General features: G+C 71.2%; 20 protein-coding genes and 1 riboswitch. Of the genes, 12 read left to right on the forward strand and 8 right to left on the reverse strand.

Annotated elements, in window-relative coordinates; genetic code table 11:
- Positions 1 to 6 precede the first annotated feature (6 nt).
- The gene (locus tag MRBLMI1x_RS08305) at positions 7 to 960 is read right to left on the reverse strand and encodes an alpha/beta fold hydrolase (RefSeq protein WP_018188668.1); all 954 of its coding nucleotides are present in this window, start codon (positions 958 to 960) and stop codon (positions 7 to 9) included.
- Positions 961 to 1003: 43 nt separating this feature from the next.
- Between MRBLMI1x_RS08305 and MRBLMI1x_RS08310 the strand changes: the two genes are divergently transcribed.
- Positions 1004 to 1486, forward strand: a complete 483-nt coding sequence (locus MRBLMI1x_RS08310; protein WP_018188667.1) for a carboxymuconolactone decarboxylase family protein — start codon at positions 1004 to 1006, stop codon at positions 1484 to 1486.
- The gene (locus tag MRBLMI1x_RS08315) at positions 1483 to 2196 is read left to right on the forward strand and encodes a tyrosine-protein phosphatase (RefSeq protein WP_336124335.1); all 714 of its coding nucleotides are present in this window, start codon (positions 1483 to 1485) and stop codon (positions 2194 to 2196) included. The genes MRBLMI1x_RS08310 and MRBLMI1x_RS08315 overlap by 4 nt, the downstream gene beginning before the upstream one ends.
- A 9-nt stretch (positions 2197 to 2205) precedes the next feature.
- On the opposite strand, the gene MRBLMI1x_RS08320 is transcribed toward MRBLMI1x_RS08315, so the two are convergent.
- The 4 genes from MRBLMI1x_RS08320 to MRBLMI1x_RS08335 all read right to left on the reverse strand — a co-directional run bounded on the left by MRBLMI1x_RS08320 (position 2206) and on the right by MRBLMI1x_RS08335 (position 6306).
- Positions 2206 to 2649 carry a hypothetical protein gene (locus MRBLMI1x_RS08320; RefSeq protein ID WP_018188665.1) on the reverse strand — a complete coding sequence of 148 codons (444 nt, stop codon included), beginning with the start codon at positions 2647 to 2649 and terminating at the stop codon, positions 2206 to 2208.
- Positions 2646 to 3458, reverse strand: a complete 813-nt coding sequence (locus tag MRBLMI1x_RS08325) for an arginase family protein (protein ID WP_363458082.1) — start codon at positions 3456 to 3458, stop codon at positions 2646 to 2648. The genes MRBLMI1x_RS08320 and MRBLMI1x_RS08325 overlap by 4 nt, the downstream gene beginning before the upstream one ends.
- Before the next feature lie 68 nt (positions 3459 to 3526).
- Positions 3527 to 4261, reverse strand: coding sequence for a PspA/IM30 family protein (locus MRBLMI1x_RS08330; protein ID WP_018188663.1), 735 nt, complete (start codon positions 4259 to 4261; stop codon positions 3527 to 3529).
- Positions 4262 to 4323: 62 nt separating this feature from the next.
- Positions 4324 to 6306: a TPM domain-containing protein gene (locus MRBLMI1x_RS08335; protein WP_363458085.1), complete on the reverse strand. Its 1983-nt coding sequence runs from the start codon at positions 6304 to 6306 to the stop codon at positions 4324 to 4326.
- Positions 6307 to 6488: 182 nt separating this feature from the next.
- On the opposite strand from MRBLMI1x_RS08335, the gene MRBLMI1x_RS08340 reads away from it, so the two are divergent.
- The 3 genes from MRBLMI1x_RS08340 to MRBLMI1x_RS08350 are packed head-to-tail and all read left to right on the forward strand — an operon-like array spanning position 6489 to position 8979.
- The gene (locus MRBLMI1x_RS08340) at positions 6489 to 7322 is read left to right on the forward strand and encodes a DUF3097 family protein (RefSeq protein WP_363458088.1); all 834 of its coding nucleotides are present in this window, start codon (positions 6489 to 6491) and stop codon (positions 7320 to 7322) included.
- A gap of 59 nt (positions 7323 to 7381) precedes the next feature.
- Positions 7382 to 8128 (forward strand): tRNA (guanosine(46)-N7)-methyltransferase TrmB, encoded by a 747-nt coding sequence (trmB, locus tag MRBLMI1x_RS08345; protein WP_018188660.1) that lies wholly within the window; start codon positions 7382 to 7384, stop codon positions 8126 to 8128.
- Positions 8128 to 8979, forward strand: a complete 852-nt coding sequence (locus tag MRBLMI1x_RS08350; RefSeq protein WP_336124326.1) for a CPBP family intramembrane glutamic endopeptidase — start codon at positions 8128 to 8130, stop codon at positions 8977 to 8979. The genes trmB and MRBLMI1x_RS08350 overlap by 1 nt, the downstream gene beginning before the upstream one ends.
- Before the next feature lie 12 nt (positions 8980 to 8991).
- Here MRBLMI1x_RS08350 and MRBLMI1x_RS08355 read toward each other — a convergent pair whose 3' ends face one another.
- Entirely contained in the window at positions 8992 to 9492 is a 501-nt protein-coding gene (locus MRBLMI1x_RS08355; protein ID WP_363458093.1) for a hypothetical protein, read from the reverse strand.
- 121 nt (positions 9493 to 9613) lie between these two features.
- On the opposite strand from MRBLMI1x_RS08355, the gene MRBLMI1x_RS08360 reads away from it, so the two are divergent.
- Both MRBLMI1x_RS08360 and MRBLMI1x_RS08365 read left to right on the forward strand, forming a co-directional pair.
- A complete protein-coding gene (locus MRBLMI1x_RS08360) occupies positions 9614 to 10096 on the forward strand; it encodes a pyridoxamine 5'-phosphate oxidase family protein (protein WP_018188657.1) in 483 nt (160 codons plus the stop codon).
- 88 nt (positions 10097 to 10184) lie between these two features.
- Positions 10185 to 10340 carry a hypothetical protein gene (locus MRBLMI1x_RS08365; RefSeq protein ID WP_018188656.1) on the forward strand — a complete coding sequence of 52 codons (156 nt, stop codon included), beginning with the start codon at positions 10185 to 10187 and terminating at the stop codon, positions 10338 to 10340.
- Between the two features lie 11 nt (positions 10341 to 10351).
- On the opposite strand, the gene MRBLMI1x_RS08370 is transcribed toward MRBLMI1x_RS08365, so the two are convergent.
- Both MRBLMI1x_RS08370 and MRBLMI1x_RS08375 read right to left on the reverse strand, forming a co-directional pair.
- The gene (locus MRBLMI1x_RS08370) at positions 10352 to 10915 is read right to left on the reverse strand and encodes a GNAT family N-acetyltransferase (protein WP_363458097.1); all 564 of its coding nucleotides are present in this window, start codon (positions 10913 to 10915) and stop codon (positions 10352 to 10354) included.
- Between the two features lie 21 nt (positions 10916 to 10936).
- Positions 10937 to 11119, reverse strand: coding sequence for a hypothetical protein (locus MRBLMI1x_RS08375; protein WP_020096807.1), 183 nt, complete (start codon positions 11117 to 11119; stop codon positions 10937 to 10939).
- A gap of 100 nt (positions 11120 to 11219) precedes the next feature.
- Here MRBLMI1x_RS08375 and MRBLMI1x_RS08380 point away from each other — a divergent pair, with 100 nt between their 5' ends.
- The 5 genes from MRBLMI1x_RS08380 to MRBLMI1x_RS08400 all read left to right on the forward strand — a co-directional run bounded on the left by MRBLMI1x_RS08380 (position 11220) and on the right by MRBLMI1x_RS08400 (position 13501).
- A complete protein-coding gene (locus MRBLMI1x_RS08380) occupies positions 11220 to 11954 on the forward strand; it encodes a tyrosine-protein phosphatase (RefSeq protein WP_018188653.1) in 735 nt (244 codons plus the stop codon).
- 6 nt (positions 11955 to 11960) lie between these two features.
- Positions 11961 to 12024, forward strand: a riboswitch (guanidine-III (ykkC-III) riboswitch).
- A gap of 12 nt (positions 12025 to 12036) precedes the next feature.
- Positions 12037 to 12354 (forward strand): DMT family transporter, encoded by a 318-nt coding sequence (locus MRBLMI1x_RS08385; RefSeq protein WP_363458101.1) that lies wholly within the window; start codon positions 12037 to 12039, stop codon positions 12352 to 12354.
- Between the two features lie 87 nt (positions 12355 to 12441).
- On the forward strand, positions 12442 to 12582 hold the full coding sequence (locus MRBLMI1x_RS08390) for a hypothetical protein (protein WP_018188651.1): 141 nt from the start codon (positions 12442 to 12444) through the stop codon (positions 12580 to 12582).
- Positions 12583 to 12720: 138 nt separating this feature from the next.
- A complete protein-coding gene (locus tag MRBLMI1x_RS08395) occupies positions 12721 to 12846 on the forward strand; it encodes a hypothetical protein (protein WP_363458105.1) in 126 nt (41 codons plus the stop codon).
- Positions 12847 to 13075: 229 nt separating this feature from the next.
- Complete coding sequence (locus MRBLMI1x_RS08400; RefSeq protein ID WP_363458108.1) at positions 13076 to 13501, forward strand: hypothetical protein; 426 nt, start codon at positions 13076 to 13078, stop codon at positions 13499 to 13501.
- Positions 13502 to 13552: the final 51 nt, after the last annotated feature.

Below are 13552 nucleotides of genomic sequence, written 5' to 3' on the forward strand. Positions count from 1 at the left end.
GTTCGGTCACCGGTCGTCATGCGCCGTGCGGATGCTCGCGGCGAGTTCGGCGGGCCGTTCCTCCTGGACGTTGTGGGCCGAATCGAGCTCGATGCGGCGGGTTCGCGGCATCCGTCGGAGGAACTCCTCGCGATCGGCTTCGGTGAGGAAGCCGCGTGTGCCGGTGACGAGGGTGACCGGTGCGGTGACGGCCGCGAGGTCGTCCCACCCTGCGGCGGAGAGGATGCCGGCGTTCGCCCGCTGCGCCTCGTCCACCGCGGCGGCCCCCGCAGGGTCGGCGGCGAGCCGGTTCGCGAGGTGGGCGAAGTGGTGCTTCCACTCGACGCGGCCGTCGGGGCGGACCCGCGAGTTCAGTGAGACGCCGCGTGCGGCGGCGTCGCGCGAACCGCCGAGTCCGAAGCTCAGCGCGCGTTCGACGAGTTCGTCCCGGCTCGCCCAATCGACGGGGCCGGCGAAGAACGCGCGGATGGATGACGCCGCGCCGTCCGGGTCGATCCCGGGGGAGATGTCGACGAGGACGAGGGAGCGGACGAGGTCCGGATGCCGCGCCGCGAGCGCCGCCGCCGTGAGGCCGCCGAGCGAGTGTCCGACGAGCACCTGCGGCACGCCACCGGTCCATTCGCGGATCGCGGGTTCGATGTCAGCGGCCAGGGTCCGGCCCGTGTAGCGGGCGTCATCGCGCCACGAGGAGTCGCCGTGGCCGGGAAGGTCGAGGACGAGCGCGTCCAGGCCCAGATGCAGGACGGTCGTGTCCCACGTGTGCGCGTTCAGCCCCGCACCGTGGAGGAACGTCACCGGGGGAGCGGAGCCCGAGTCGCCGAAGCGCAGAGCGCTGATCACGCGCCCGTCGCCGAGCCGATGCGTCAGCCGGCGCACCGGTGGCACCGGGATGCCGAGGGCATCGGCCTGCGCGGGGAGGTAGGAGAACTCGTCGAAGGCGGCGTCGCTCACGCAGACCATTCTCTCCGACGCTGACCACGACGGGCGCGGATAGGGTGACGGCATGAGCGATCAGCACCGCGTGCACCTGGCCCGTGCGGCCCGCCCGGCCTACGACGCCCTCGAGGCGTTCGCGACGACGGTGGGTGACCTCGCCGCCGAGGCGGGCATCGACGCCCGACTGCGCGAGATGGCCCTCATCCACGCCTCGCAGCTCAACGGCTGCGCGTACTGCGTCCGGGTCCACTCCGATCGGGCGGCGAAGGCCGGCGTGAGCTTCGACCACCTCGCTCAGATCCCGGTGTGGCGGGAATCGAGCGTGTTCACGGAGCGTGAGCGGGCGGCGCTCGAACTGACCGAGTCCTTCGTCTTCATCCACGAGGAGGGCGTCTCGGACGAGGTCTACGACCGTGTCGGCGGCATCCTGTCCGAAGAGGAGTACGTCGCGCTCAGCTGGCTCCTCGTGTCGATCAACGCGTTCAACCGCATCGCGATCGCCGGACGCTACCCCGTGCCCGAACGGCGCGGCGCGCCGCCGACGACGTGAACCTCCACGACGTCCCCGGCGCCTTCAACTTCCGGGACGTCGGCGGGCTCCCCGCCGGGGCGGGGCGGACCCGATCCGGAGTCCTGTTCCGCTCGGGGAATCTCGGTCACCTCACGGCGGCGGGGAGGGAGCGGGTCGCGGCCCTCGGCATCCGTCGTGTCGTCGACCTGCGGGACGACGACGAACGTCGCAGCGAACCGTCGCGCCTCGACGGTCTCGGCATCGACACCGTGCATCTGCCCATGTACGCCGGATCGGTCGCGTCGTTCTTCGACGACGACCTCTCGCTCGCCGATGTGTACCGAGCACTCATCGACGGCTCGGCGGCGCGCCTGGTCGAGGCGGCGCGCGCCGTGCTCGACGTGCAGCCCGTGCTCGTCCACTGCACGGTCGGCAAGGACCGCACCGGGCTGTCGGTCGCGCTCGTCCTCGCCGCCGCGGGCGTGGACGAGGACGCCGTGATCGCCGACTACGCGCGCACCGAACAGCTCCTGCCGCTCGGGAGGAACGAGAGCGTCCTGCGCTTCCTCCGCCACAGGTACCCGGACGCCCGGCACCTGGAGGACCTTGTCACCCGGTCGCCCGCGGCCGAGCTGCGCGCCGTGTTCGAGGACCTGCGACTGCGCTACGGCGGACCGGTCGACTACCTGCAGGCGCACGGGCTCACCGAGGCGGAGATCGGCGGACTGCGTCGTGCGCTGGTGGAGTGACGCTCCCGGTCAGCGCGGGATGTACCGGCCGTCGGCCAGCCCCGCGTCGATCTCGAACCTGTTCCGCAGTGGGTTGCGCCCCGCCAGCGCGTAGAGGAGCGGCATCAGCATGCCGTAACGGCGCCACTGCTCGCGGTGGACGCCCTCATGCGCGAGCAGCCGATCGTCGATCGGGCCGTCGCCGGTGAGGAAGCACCCCCCGACGCAGACACCGCCGCGGCCGAACGTGACCCCCGGCATCCCCCGGAACACCCACAGTCCCGCGCGCCGCTCGACGCGGCCCGTCGACCAGAGCGTCCCCCACACGAACCCGAACGCCGTCCCGGCGAGGTAGCCGAGCCGGCTGATCGGGGAGTCGAGGAGGATGCCGGGGATCCACCGATCGAATCGGCGGCCGCGCTCGACGGCGCGCGCGGCGTGCGCCTCCCATCCCGCCGGAGGTACGGGGCTCACGCGACCGCTCCCACGAGACGGAGGATCGTGCCGAGGTCCTCGACCGCGGCGTCGCGGGTCGCCGGCGCGAAACCGGAGATCGATGCGCCGACCAGCGGCATCCGCTCGCGCAGCCGTGCGAGCGAGGCGGTCACGTGGGCCGGGTCGGCACCGAACGGGACGGGCTCGAGGAGCCCCACGATGGCGGCCGGGTCGAGGACGTCGAGGTCGATGTGCACGTACACGGCGTCCGCTCCGGTGGCCGTGACGGCGTCGGCGAGGGCCTCCGTGTCGGCGAGGGCGTCTGCGGTCATCCGCGTGATGGGCGAGTCGGCCAGGGCGTCCGCCTCGGCGTCGTCGAGGGCGCGGGCACCCACGAGAACCGTGCGCGCGGGGGCGGCAGGCGGTGTCGGGGCGAAGGGACCCGGCTCGATCGCGGCGCGGAGGGCCATGCCGGCGAGGGCTCCCGAGGGCGACGAGTCGGGCGTGTGGAGGTCGCCGTGGGCATCGAACCAGACCACCGCGAGGGACGGATGCCGCGCGGCCGCCGCGGCGATCGCCGGAACGGCGACGGCGCAGTCGCCGCCGATGACCACGGCGGGCTCGTCCGTGCTCTGCAGGAGTTCGCCGATCGCGTCGCGGACGCGGCTGAGGGTGCTGAAGCGGCGGATGCCGGTTCCCACCGCCTCACCCGCTTCGGCGGGGACCTCGACGCGGGTCACGGCCGAGCGCGGCAGATCCTCGGCGATCGCCTCGGCCCCGTCGATCAAACGCATCGCGCGGGACGACGGCGAACCCTGCCACTGCGGGACGACGAGGAATCGGGTCATGCGTACCTCCGGGGGGAGCACGGCGGCGCCGGACCCGTGGGCCCGGCGCCGCGTCTCGCGTGCGGTGCTTACTGCTCGATCGCGCCGGCGTTGCCGCCGGTCTTCAGCGCGGCCAGGCGCGCCTCGACCTCGGTTAGCTCGCCGAGGTCCTCGAGCTGGTTGAACTGCGCGTCGATCGTCGAGGCGGCGATCTCGGCCTTGCCGGCGGCGAGGGCCTCCTGGCGGCGGACCTTGTCCTCGAAGCGGCCGAGCTCGCTGGTCGGGTCGAGCACGTCGATCGACTTGACGGCGTCGTGCACCTTGTTCTGGGCCTCGGCCGTCTTGGCGCGGGCGAGCAGCTCGGAGCGCTTCGAGCGAAGCTGGTCGAGCTTCTGCTTCATGCCGTTGAGGCCGTCCTTGAGCTTGTCGACGACCTCGGTCTGCGACGCGATGGACGGGGCGATCGCCCGGGCCTCGTTCTCCTCGCTGATCTGTCGCTGCAGGGCGATCTTGGCGAGGTTGTCGAACTTGTCGGCATCCGTCGTGTTCCCGGCGGAGCGCAGCTCGTCGGCCTTGCGGCTGGCGGCGATGGCCTTGTTGCCCCACTCGGCGGCGGCCTTCACGTCTTCGTCGTGGTCGCGCTCGAGCAGGCGCAGGTTGCCGATGGTCTCGGCGATGGCGGTCTCGGCGTCGGCGATGTTGTTCGTGTAGTCCCGCACGAGCTGGTCGAGCATCTTCTGCGGGTCCTCGGCGGAGTCGAGGAGGGCGTTGATGTTCGCCTTCATGAGGGTGGAGATGCGGCCGAAGATGGACTGCTTTGCCATCGGGTTTCCTTTCGATACGAGAGGTCGTGCTGTCGAGGTCTGTGAGGTGCGGCGCCGGAAGATCAGAATCGGCCTCCGCCTCGTCGCGAACGGGATCCGCCGCTGCTGCGTCCGATCGAGCCGCCGCCGAACCCGCCGCCGCCGAATCCGCCACTGCGCCGCGACGACGAACCGCCGAAGCCGCCGCCGAATCCACCGGAGGAGCGTCCCGATCCGCCGCCGCCCAGAAGGGAGCCGAGGATGATGCCGCCCAGCATGCCGCCGAAGTCGCCCCCGCCGCCAGTGTTTCCGCCGCCGGCGAACGATCCGACGTCGCCCTGTGCGCGCTGCATCGCCTCGCCGGCCAGCGCGGCGGCACGATGCGCGAGATCGAGGGCGCGCTCGGGATCGCTCTGCTGCAGCTGCGTCGCCTGGACGAGGGCCGCACCCGCCTCGGCGAGACGGGTCCGCGCGGTCGCGCCGACGGCGCCTCGGCGGGCGCTGATGAAGTCCTCGGCGGCGGAGACCTGGGCCTTCGCCTGCAGGAGGGTCTGCGACAGGACGCTGCGGGCACGGTCGGCGCGCTGCTGCGCGTCGCGCACCTCGCCGAGCGCGCCGTCGATCGCGGCGTTCGCGTGTTCGAGGAGGGCGACGGCGGACAGCGGGTCGCGCGCGCTGCCCGTCAGCCTCTCGCGGGCGGCGTCGAGGTTCTGGCGCGTCGACGCGATGACCGGTGCGAGGCGCGAGTCCGGGTCGGGGGTCGCGGCTGCCGCGGCGAGGTCGGCGTCGAGTTCGGTGACGAGGGCGGCCCCGCCCCGTTCGGCGTCGGCGAGGTCGGCGGCCAGCTTCTCGATCGCCTCCTGCAGGCGCGACGCCTGATCGACGGCCTGCTCCGCGGCACGGATGCCGACGGCCGCCGCCGCACCGTCGCCTGCCGCGACCTCGCTCTGGGCCTCCGTCAGACGGGCATCGGCGAAACTCAGTCGATCGCGGGCCTGCGCGGCGTTGTCCGCCACGGCGGCGAGGGCGTCCGCTCGGTAGTTCGCGCGCAGCTGCGCGAGACGGGCGTCGACACCCTCGAGTCGGGTGCCCGCATCGGCCCGCAGCTGCTGAACGCGCGCGAGGGCCTCAGGTGCGTTCTTCGCGAGATCGCGCAGCGCGTCGAACGCGTCGGACTTCTCGGCGAGGGTCGCCGAGGCGCTCCGGCAGAGGTCGAGGATCTCGCCGTACCAGGCGCGGCGCTGCTCGGGGGAGTCGGGGACGTCGTCGTCCATCTGCTGCTGCAGCGCGAAGGCGCGGTCCAGAGAGGTGCGCGCCGCCGCGATCGCCTGCTCGAACTCGGCGGTCGCGGCATCTCCGAACTCCGCTTTCGCGAAGCCGAGTTCCTGTGCACTCGTGGTCATTGCGTCGTCCGTCTGGACGAGGGCGGCACCGGCCTGCCGTTCGAGTTCCTCGAGCGGGACCGGTCGCGAGCCGGACGATCCACCCGCGGCGGCGCGGCGTCTGCGCACGAGCGCCCACACGAGAAGCGCACCGAGGATCGCGGCGACGATCACCACGATCCAGATGACGCCTCCGCCCCCGCCGGAGCGGGTATCGGCGAGTCCGTCCGCTGCGGCGATGCCCGCACCGGCCCAGTCCTCCTGCTGCAGAGCGGGGAGCACGCGGTCCTGCTCGATCGCCGTGATCCGGTCGTCGGAGACGGGGCCGGACGAATCTGAGGAGAGGTAGTAGGCGCGACCCTCGGTGGCGACCGCGAGGAGGTACTGGTCCGGACCGAGGTTGTTGAGCTCGGCGGTGTCGGAGGCCCATTTCTCGGCGCTGGTCGGGCTGGTGAACCTGTCGACATAGACGACCCAGAGGTCGAGGCCCGTGTCAGCCGTGAGTCGTTCCAGGTGAGCGTCGAGGTTCGCCTCCTGCGCGTCGGTCAGGACGTCGGCCTGATCCCACACGCGACCGTCGCCGAGGGTGACGGGCTCGGTCGCCGACGCCGGCACCGCGAATCCCAGGGAGCCGACCAGGACCGCGAGCGAGACCGCGACGACGGACGTCAGTCGAGATCGCATCGGTGGGTCCTCCGGGAGTCGCTCGGTGAGTCACTCGGCGGTCGTAACCGCTTGTCGCGAGTCTATGCCGCGGCTCGTATGTCTCGATACCGGTTGCCGTCGGAGCGCCTGTGCGTTCCCTTTGCGTTGCTCATCTAGGCTTCCCGAGGTTTCGGGAGGTATCCGGGCGTTTGGAGGAACCTGTGGACGATCGGTACGGCGGCGACGTGCTCGCTGCGGGATGGCGCGACAAGGGACGGCCGACGGTGACGACGGTGCCCGCCGAGAGGGGCCTCGTCGTCGAGGTCGCCCTCGACGACTTCGTCGGCGCGGTGACGGGCGTGACCGCGGGACACGTCGAGCTCGAGGACCGGCACGGCCGCGTGCGGCTGTTCCCGATCGGCGGCGGCTTCCTCGTCGACGGCAAGCCGGTCCAGCTCGTCCCCCCGCGCGCCGCCGCTCCCGCCGGCCGCACGCGCACAGCATCCGGCTCGTTCGCCGACCCGCAGGCCCGCGCCCGCGTCGCACGGGCGTCGCGGATCCTCGTCGAGGGGCGTCACGACGCGGAACTCGTCGAGAAGGTCTGGGGCGCCGACCTCCGCATCGAGGGCGTCGTCGTCGAGTACCTGCAGGGCGTCGACCTGCTCGAGGACCTGCTCCGCGCCGAGCCGCCGAGTGCCGAGCGTCGCTACGGGGTCCTCGTCGACCATCTCGTCCCCGGCTCGAAGGAGACGCGGATCGCCGAGCAGATCCTCCGTGGGCCGCACGGCCCGCACCTGAAGATCGTCGGCCATCCCTACATCGACGTGTGGCAGTGCGTCACGCCGCGCGCCCTCGGCATCGCCGCCTGGCCCGAGGTCCCGCGGGGGATCGAGTGGAAGAAGGGCGTCAGCCGCGCCCTCGGCTGGCCGGCCGAGGACCAGACCGACATCGCCGAGAACTGGCAGCGCATCCTCGGCTCGGTCACGACTTTCCGCGACCTCGACCCCGCCCTTCTCGGTCGCGTCGAGGAACTCATCGATTTCGTGACCTCATGAGCGGGCGACGTCGAGGCAGGCCCGCGGGGACCCCGGACACCGCGGGATACCCTGGTCGCATGCCCGATCCCGACGCGCCCGAGTCCGCGCCGCGCTTCCGCGACAAGCCGGTCTCGTTCGTGCGTCGGAGCGGCAGGATGAGCGATGCGCAGGAGCGCGCCTGGGACGACCTCTCGAGCACATATCTGCTCGAAGTGGAACGGGATGCCGCGGCCACCAGCATCCGTCCCGGTTCGACGATCGACCCGGTAGCCGAGTTCGGTCGGGACGCGCCGCTCGTCGTCGAGATCGGCTCGGGTCAGGGGCACGCGATCGTGCACGCCGCCGGGCAGTCGCCGGAGCGCGACTTCATCGCGGTCGAGGTGTTCCGGGCGGGACTGGCCCGCACGATGCTCGATGCGGATCGCGAGGGGGTGCGGAACCTCCGACTCGTCGAGGCGAACGCGCCCGAGGTCCTCGAGCACCTGCTGCCCGAGGCATCCGTCGACGAGGTCTGGATCTTCTTCCCCGACCCGTGGCACAAGAACAAGCACAACAAGCGCCGCCTCATCGCGGACGGCTTCCCCGCGCTCGCGGCCCGCGCCCTGCGCGACGGCGGGATCTTGCGGCTGGCGACCGACTGGGAGGACTACGCGCTGCAGATGCGCGACGTGCTCGCGGATGCCGCCGATTTCGAGGCGTCGTTCGAGGGGGAGTGGGCCGACCGTTTCGATGGCCGCATCATGACCGCGTTCGAGCGGAAGGGCATCGCGAAGGGCCGGGACATCCGCGACCTGACCTACCGCCGCCGCCCGCGGTCGGCGTGATGGTGCGCGCGGCGACGGGGGCGCGACCGCTCGTCGACCTGCGCGTCGTGCCGGCGCTCCTCGTGTGCCTCGCGGCGCCCGCCTTCTTCGTGCTGCTGACGCCCTGGCTCGGCTGGCTGCTCCTGGCTACGGGCCTCGCCGTCGCGGTGATCATCGAACGACGGGATGCCGCGGCATCCGGCCCGTCGATCACCCGCGACCTCTCGCTCATCGCCCTTGGCCTGCTGATCGTCAGCGTCATCCCACTGAAGGCGGAGCTCGACAACGCGGCCATGATCCGGTTCACGCTCGCCCTCGGCGGGGCGGTGCTGGTGCCGTATCTGGTGTCGCGCTTCGTCTACCGCGACCACGCCATCCGGTTCCCGTGGCGGGGCGGCGGTCGCTGGACGGGGTGGCAGTGGGCGTGGCTCGTCGCCGTCCTCGTGCTCGGGTGGCTGCTGCTGCCGTTCTACTTCATCACCTCGGGCGTCTACGAGAACTGGCCCGTCGTCGACACCCCCGACCTCATCGCCCGCCTGTTCGTCGGCGTCGGGGCCGTCGGCATCTGGGACGAGCTGTTCTTCATCTGCACCTGCTTCGCACTGCTGCGGCGACACTTCGCGGATGCGACCGCGAACGTCTTCCAGGCGATCGTCTTCGTCTCGTTCCTGTGGGAGCTCGGCTACCGCGCGTGGGGGCCGGCGCTGACGATCCCGTTCGCCCTCCTGCAGGCGATCATCTTCCTACGGACGAAGTCCCTCGCGTACGTCGTGACGGTCCACCTGCTGTTCGACGCGGTCGTCTTCGCCGTCCTGGTCCACGCCCACAACCCGGGGCTGCTCGACGCGATCTTCCTGGTTCCCGCGCCCTGATCGCGTCGGCGCTCAGACCCTGAGCGCGGGCGCGACGGTGCGCGACGAGGTCGCGAGCGCGACGCCCCACACGGCGAGTACGACCGCGGCGGTTCCACTCGCCACCATGAGCACGGAACCCCCGGGAGCGTGATCGCCACCGCTGATCCCGAACGCGTCAGCCAAGGCCATCCCCGGACCGAAGGACGCCACGAAGTATGCAGGCGCGCCGGCGGCGATGAGGGCGAGGTAGCCCGCGGCGACACCGGCGGTCGACGTGCGGCGCGCGACGACGGAGAGGACCGGGACGGCGACGGCGAGGGCCACCCCGATGGCGGCGAAGACCCAGGGTGCGGGCGTGAAGACCGACTCACCTCGCGTCGCGGCCTGCGAGCCGATTTCGGCGAGGGATGACCCGGGGACGGCGGCCAGCGGGTTCCAGACGCAGATCTGCAGCACGAGGACAACGGCGTACGCCGCGACGGCGGCCGTGCCGACGGCAGCGACGAGGGTACGGTGCGGTGACAGCGACATACGGCAAACCTGGCACATCCCCCGCGACGCCGCATCCGTCCTCCCAGACGACACGGCTGTCAAGCCCCGCGGGCGCGGCCCGCGCTGGTGCGAGCCTGACGCGGAGACGAAGGAGGGCCCCATGGCCACCGAGAAGGATCCGCACGCGACGCTCATCGACCTGCTGCCGAAGTTCCGCTTCGCGATGGTCACGACGATGAACGAGGAGGGGGCGCACGTCGCTCGCCCGTTGACGGTGCAGGACCGGGAGTTCGACGGAGACCTGTGGTTCATCGTCGGTCGCGACTCGTCGGTCGTGGCGCACGTCGCGGCGCGCCCCTCGGTCGGCGTCGCGTTGAGCACGAACGACGCCTGGGTGTCGCTCGCCGGCGACGCCGAGGTCGTGGACGACCTCGAGCGTCTGCGCGAGTACTGGTCGCCCGCCGTCGAGGCGTGGTTCCCCGACGGTCCGGAGGACCCGAACGTGACGCTCCTGAAGATCGACGCCGCGTCGGGGGAGTACTGGAGCAGCCCGGGCGGCGCGGTCGCCTCGATCATCAGCCTCGTCAAGTCGAAGGTGACGGGGGAGCCCTACGAGGGTCGCAACGACACCGTCGATCTCTGATCGGATGCGGCTGTCAAGGCCCTCTGCCCGCGGCGGCGGCCTGCGTACCGTCGTCCTCACGTGACCGACAGCGACCGGAAGGACCGCGATGAGCGACACGAACGGCTCGGACGAGCACAACACCCACGGTGTCCCCGACGACCAGTCCGAGGCGGACACCGCATCGGGCGGCTCGCCCGATGAGAACCCGCCGGTGACGACGGACGAGGACGGGACTCCCATCGAGAACCCCTCGGGCGGCTGAGCCTCCCGACGTCAGGACCGCCGTCGTGCGGGGACCTCGGTCCTCAGTGCGACGGCGGTTCCTCGTTCCGGCGGGCGCGGGTCGGTGGCCAACCGGGCGTGGGTTTCGACGTCGTATCGCTCATCGCCGTAGCGGAGCTTCTCGCGCTCGACACCCTCAGCGAGGTATCCCGCGGCATGCGCGACGCGGCAGGATGCCGGGTTGTTCACCCGGTGACCGAGTTCCAACCGGTGGAGCCCGGCGTCGAACGCCCACTCGCTGACGCGGACGAGAGCGCGGGCCGCGACCCCCTGCCCGCGGGCGGCGGGGGCGAGCCAGTACGACATCCACGCCGTCTGGTGGCGGAACTCGATGCCGGTGGCCGCGACGTTCCCGACCGCATGGCCGTCGACCTCGATCGCCCAGTTCTTCGCGGCGTCATCGAAGCGCAGGAAGCGCTCGATGAAGCTCCGCGCCGCAGAGGCATCGGTCAGGTCGGTGCCGCCGAACTGCGACGCGAGATCATGGCCGGCGCGAGCGGCACGGCTGAGGTCGTCGGCATCGTCGGGGGTCCAGGGGCGCAGGAGGATGGGCATCTCCGGCATCCTGCCAGCTGATCAGAAGTGCGAGAGCAGTGACGGGCCGAAGGCGACCGCGAGCGCGACGGGAACGATGAGGAGGCTCGTCGCCGCGATCCCGATCGCGAGGATGGTGCCGAGCACCGACAGCACGGCGGCGCGGGTCGCGGTTGCTCCGTGCGAGCGGGAGTGCGGGGTGGTCGAGAGCGTCGCGGTAGCCATGTCTCGACGCTACGAACCGGCGCGTTCGTCGGCATCAGCCCTGGGGTTCGAGGGCGTCATCCTTCGGGATGATGTTGCGTCATCATGGCAGGATCGGGCCATGCCGACACGACTCGACATCGATGGGCTCGCCAACGCGAGGGAGCTGGGCGGCCTCGAACGCCGAGACGGCTCGCGCACCCCGACGGGGGTCTTCATCCGGGCGGAGACGCTCGACCGCGTGAGCAACGCGGGGTGGGATCGCCTGCGCGCTCACGGGGTGCGGACGGTCATCGACCTGCGCCGGCCCGAAGAGACGAGCGGCGAGGTTCCCGCCGACATCGTCCGTCACCAGGTCGATCTCGACGGTGACGAGCGCGACTTCTGGGCGTCCCGCGAGAGCGACGGTCAGTGGGGGACCCCGCTCTACTACGCGGACCACCTCGCCGAGCTGCCGCATCGGCTCGCCGGTGTCCTCGACGCGATCGCGCAGGCGCCTGACGGAGCGGTGCTGTTCCACTGCGGCGCCGGGTGGGATCGCACCGGCCTGGTCGCGGCGGTCCTCCTCAAGGCTGTCGGTGCGACCGAGGATGCCGCGGCAGGCGACTACCTCGCGTCGTTCGCCAACGCCCCGACGATGGCCGACCTCCACGCCCGCTCGTTCGAGGTCGACGAGCGCCGCGCCGTGCTGGCCCGCTTCGGTCACACCCCGGAATCGGCGTTCCGCGCCATGTGGCGTGGACTCGACCTCGACCCCTGGCTGCGCACTCACCTCGACGCTCGCGCCGTCGAGGTGGTGACGACCTGGCGCGGCACCGTCGCACCGGCACCGGACCTGTCCAGCGTCGATCGGTAGACTCGCAGCGGGCCACGACATGGCCCCCGGACGAGGGTTCAGTACCCGGTGAGCGACAAGACTGGCCAGGGGGTCAGTGATCGTGTCATGGATCGTTCTCATCATCGCCGGGGTCCTCGAAGCCGTGTGGGCGACGGCACTCGGCCGTTCCGAAGGCTTCACCAAGCTGTGGCCCACCATCGTCTTCGCCGTGGCTCTCGTCGCCAGCATGGGCGGCCTCGCCTTCGCGCTCCGCGACATCCCGACCGGCACCGGCTATGCCGTCTGGGTCGGCATCGGCGCGACCCTCACCGTGGTCTGGGCGATGGTGACCGGGGCGGAATCGGTCTCCCTCGTGAAGGTGTTGCTGGTCCTCGGTCTCGTCGCCTGCATCGTCGGACTGAAGCTCGTCTCGGACTGACGCCCCGAGCTGTCAACCCCGAGCGGTCGCGCGACGCGGGACGTTAGCGTCGGCTCCACGCAGACGACACCGACCACGGAGGACGACATGTCAGGCGACGAGCGCAGCACCGACGACAACGCCTATGAGGGGCCCGATGTGGAGCTCCCCACCCACGACGGTGCGGTGCCCGGCGGCATCCCGCCGTTCGGTCATCCTGTCGATCCCGACGCCGACGAGACCGACTGACCCGTAAGCGGGAACGACGAAGGGGACCCGGCTGATGCCGAGTCCCCTTCGCTTCACTGTGCCCCCGGAGGGATTCGAACCCCCGACTTCTGACGTCCGCGTGCAGCACGATTCGTGCAGGACGGCCTCGGAGACCTCGTGAACGCAACGGTCGACTACGCCGCCCCGTACGTCACAAAAACGATGCCCGCCACCCAGTGGGCCATCGCCGAAGCCACCCTCGCTACCGTCGTCGTCGTTGACCGTCGAAGCCGCTTCAGCTGATCATCTGGCGCAACCCGCTCGATGCGGCCGACAACTTCGCCGACGACCTGTCCATCCTGTCCGTCCTGATCGAGCGCGACTCATGACCCTCCCATTCACGGCACCGGAGTTCCACGACACGTTCGCGGGGCCGAGCGCACCGCTCGGCTGACGAGTCTCGCCGTCCGGTCACGTCTGGGGCGACCTGAACGCACGGTTTCAGACAGATGGTGCCGGCGGGCTCGTGCCCGTGGATTGGGCGACGTCGGGCCGGTATACGGACGTGCACCTCGACGGCGGGCACTGCTTCGGCATGTCCGCGACCGGGCTGTGGGAAGGCACCTCGGACGTCATCAACGAAAGCTCCGGTCTCGTCCTCATCGCAGCGGCGAATCCCGCGCGCCCTGGGACGGCTGGCAGCGCGGGCATCTACTACAACTGCATCCACCCCGTCTTCGGCGACTGGCAGACCGGCGTCGACCTGTGGATCGACGGAGTCGGAACCCGCCTCTACACCTACGACTATCCCGGCGGGAAGCTCGCGCGCGGCGTCCCGTACACGATGGGTTGGGAGCTCACCGGCATCATCCTGACCCTGTACATGCCGGACGGCGCAGTGAAGCGGATCGCCGATCACCGCTTGGTCACGTGGATCGGCCCGCACCTGATCTGGTAGATCTACAACTCGGGGCATCCGAACAACCAGCCCCGCTACCTGAACGTCCAG

The sequence above is a fragment of the Microbacterium sp. LMI1x-1-1.1 genome (assembly GCF_040676205.1).
In the GTDB taxonomy this organism is placed as follows: Bacteria; Actinomycetota; Actinomycetes; order Actinomycetales; family Microbacteriaceae; genus Microbacterium; species Microbacterium aquilitoris.

Bases quoted from the DNA above. Each gene is read 5' to 3' on its own strand.
- MRBLMI1x_RS08305 (WP_018188668.1), bottom strand. From the start codon at position 960: ATGGTCTGCGTGAGCGACGCCGCCTTCGACGAGTTCTCCTACCTCCCC.
- MRBLMI1x_RS08310 (WP_018188667.1), top strand. From the start codon at position 1,004: ATGAGCGATCAGCACCGCGTGCACCTGGCCCGTGCGGCCCGCCCGGCC.
- MRBLMI1x_RS08325 (WP_363458082.1), bottom strand. From the start codon at position 3,458: ATGACCCGATTCCTCGTCGTCCCGCAGTGGCAGGGTTCGCCGTCGTCC.
- MRBLMI1x_RS08330 (WP_018188663.1), bottom strand. From the start codon at position 4,261: ATGGCAAAGCAGTCCATCTTCGGCCGCATCTCCACCCTCATGAAGGCG.
- MRBLMI1x_RS08335 (WP_363458085.1), bottom strand. From the start codon at position 6,306: ATGCGATCTCGACTGACGTCCGTCGTCGCGGTCTCGCTCGCGGTCCTG.
- trmB (WP_018188660.1), top strand. From the start codon at position 7,382: ATGCCCGATCCCGACGCGCCCGAGTCCGCGCCGCGCTTCCGCGACAAG.
- MRBLMI1x_RS08350 (WP_336124326.1), top strand. From the start codon at position 8,128: ATGGTGCGCGCGGCGACGGGGGCGCGACCGCTCGTCGACCTGCGCGTC.
- MRBLMI1x_RS08355 (WP_363458093.1), bottom strand. From the start codon at position 9,492: ATGTCGCTGTCACCGCACCGTACCCTCGTCGCTGCCGTCGGCACGGCC.
- MRBLMI1x_RS08360 (WP_018188657.1), top strand. From the start codon at position 9,614: ATGGCCACCGAGAAGGATCCGCACGCGACGCTCATCGACCTGCTGCCG.
- MRBLMI1x_RS08365 (WP_018188656.1), top strand. From the start codon at position 10,185: ATGAGCGACACGAACGGCTCGGACGAGCACAACACCCACGGTGTCCCC.
- MRBLMI1x_RS08370 (WP_363458097.1), bottom strand. From the start codon at position 10,915: ATGCCCATCCTCCTGCGCCCCTGGACCCCCGACGATGCCGACGACCTC.
- MRBLMI1x_RS08375 (WP_020096807.1), bottom strand. From the start codon at position 11,119: ATGGCTACCGCGACGCTCTCGACCACCCCGCACTCCCGCTCGCACGGA.
- MRBLMI1x_RS08380 (WP_018188653.1), top strand. From the start codon at position 11,220: ATGCCGACACGACTCGACATCGATGGGCTCGCCAACGCGAGGGAGCTG.
- MRBLMI1x_RS08390 (WP_018188651.1), top strand. From the start codon at position 12,442: ATGTCAGGCGACGAGCGCAGCACCGACGACAACGCCTATGAGGGGCCC.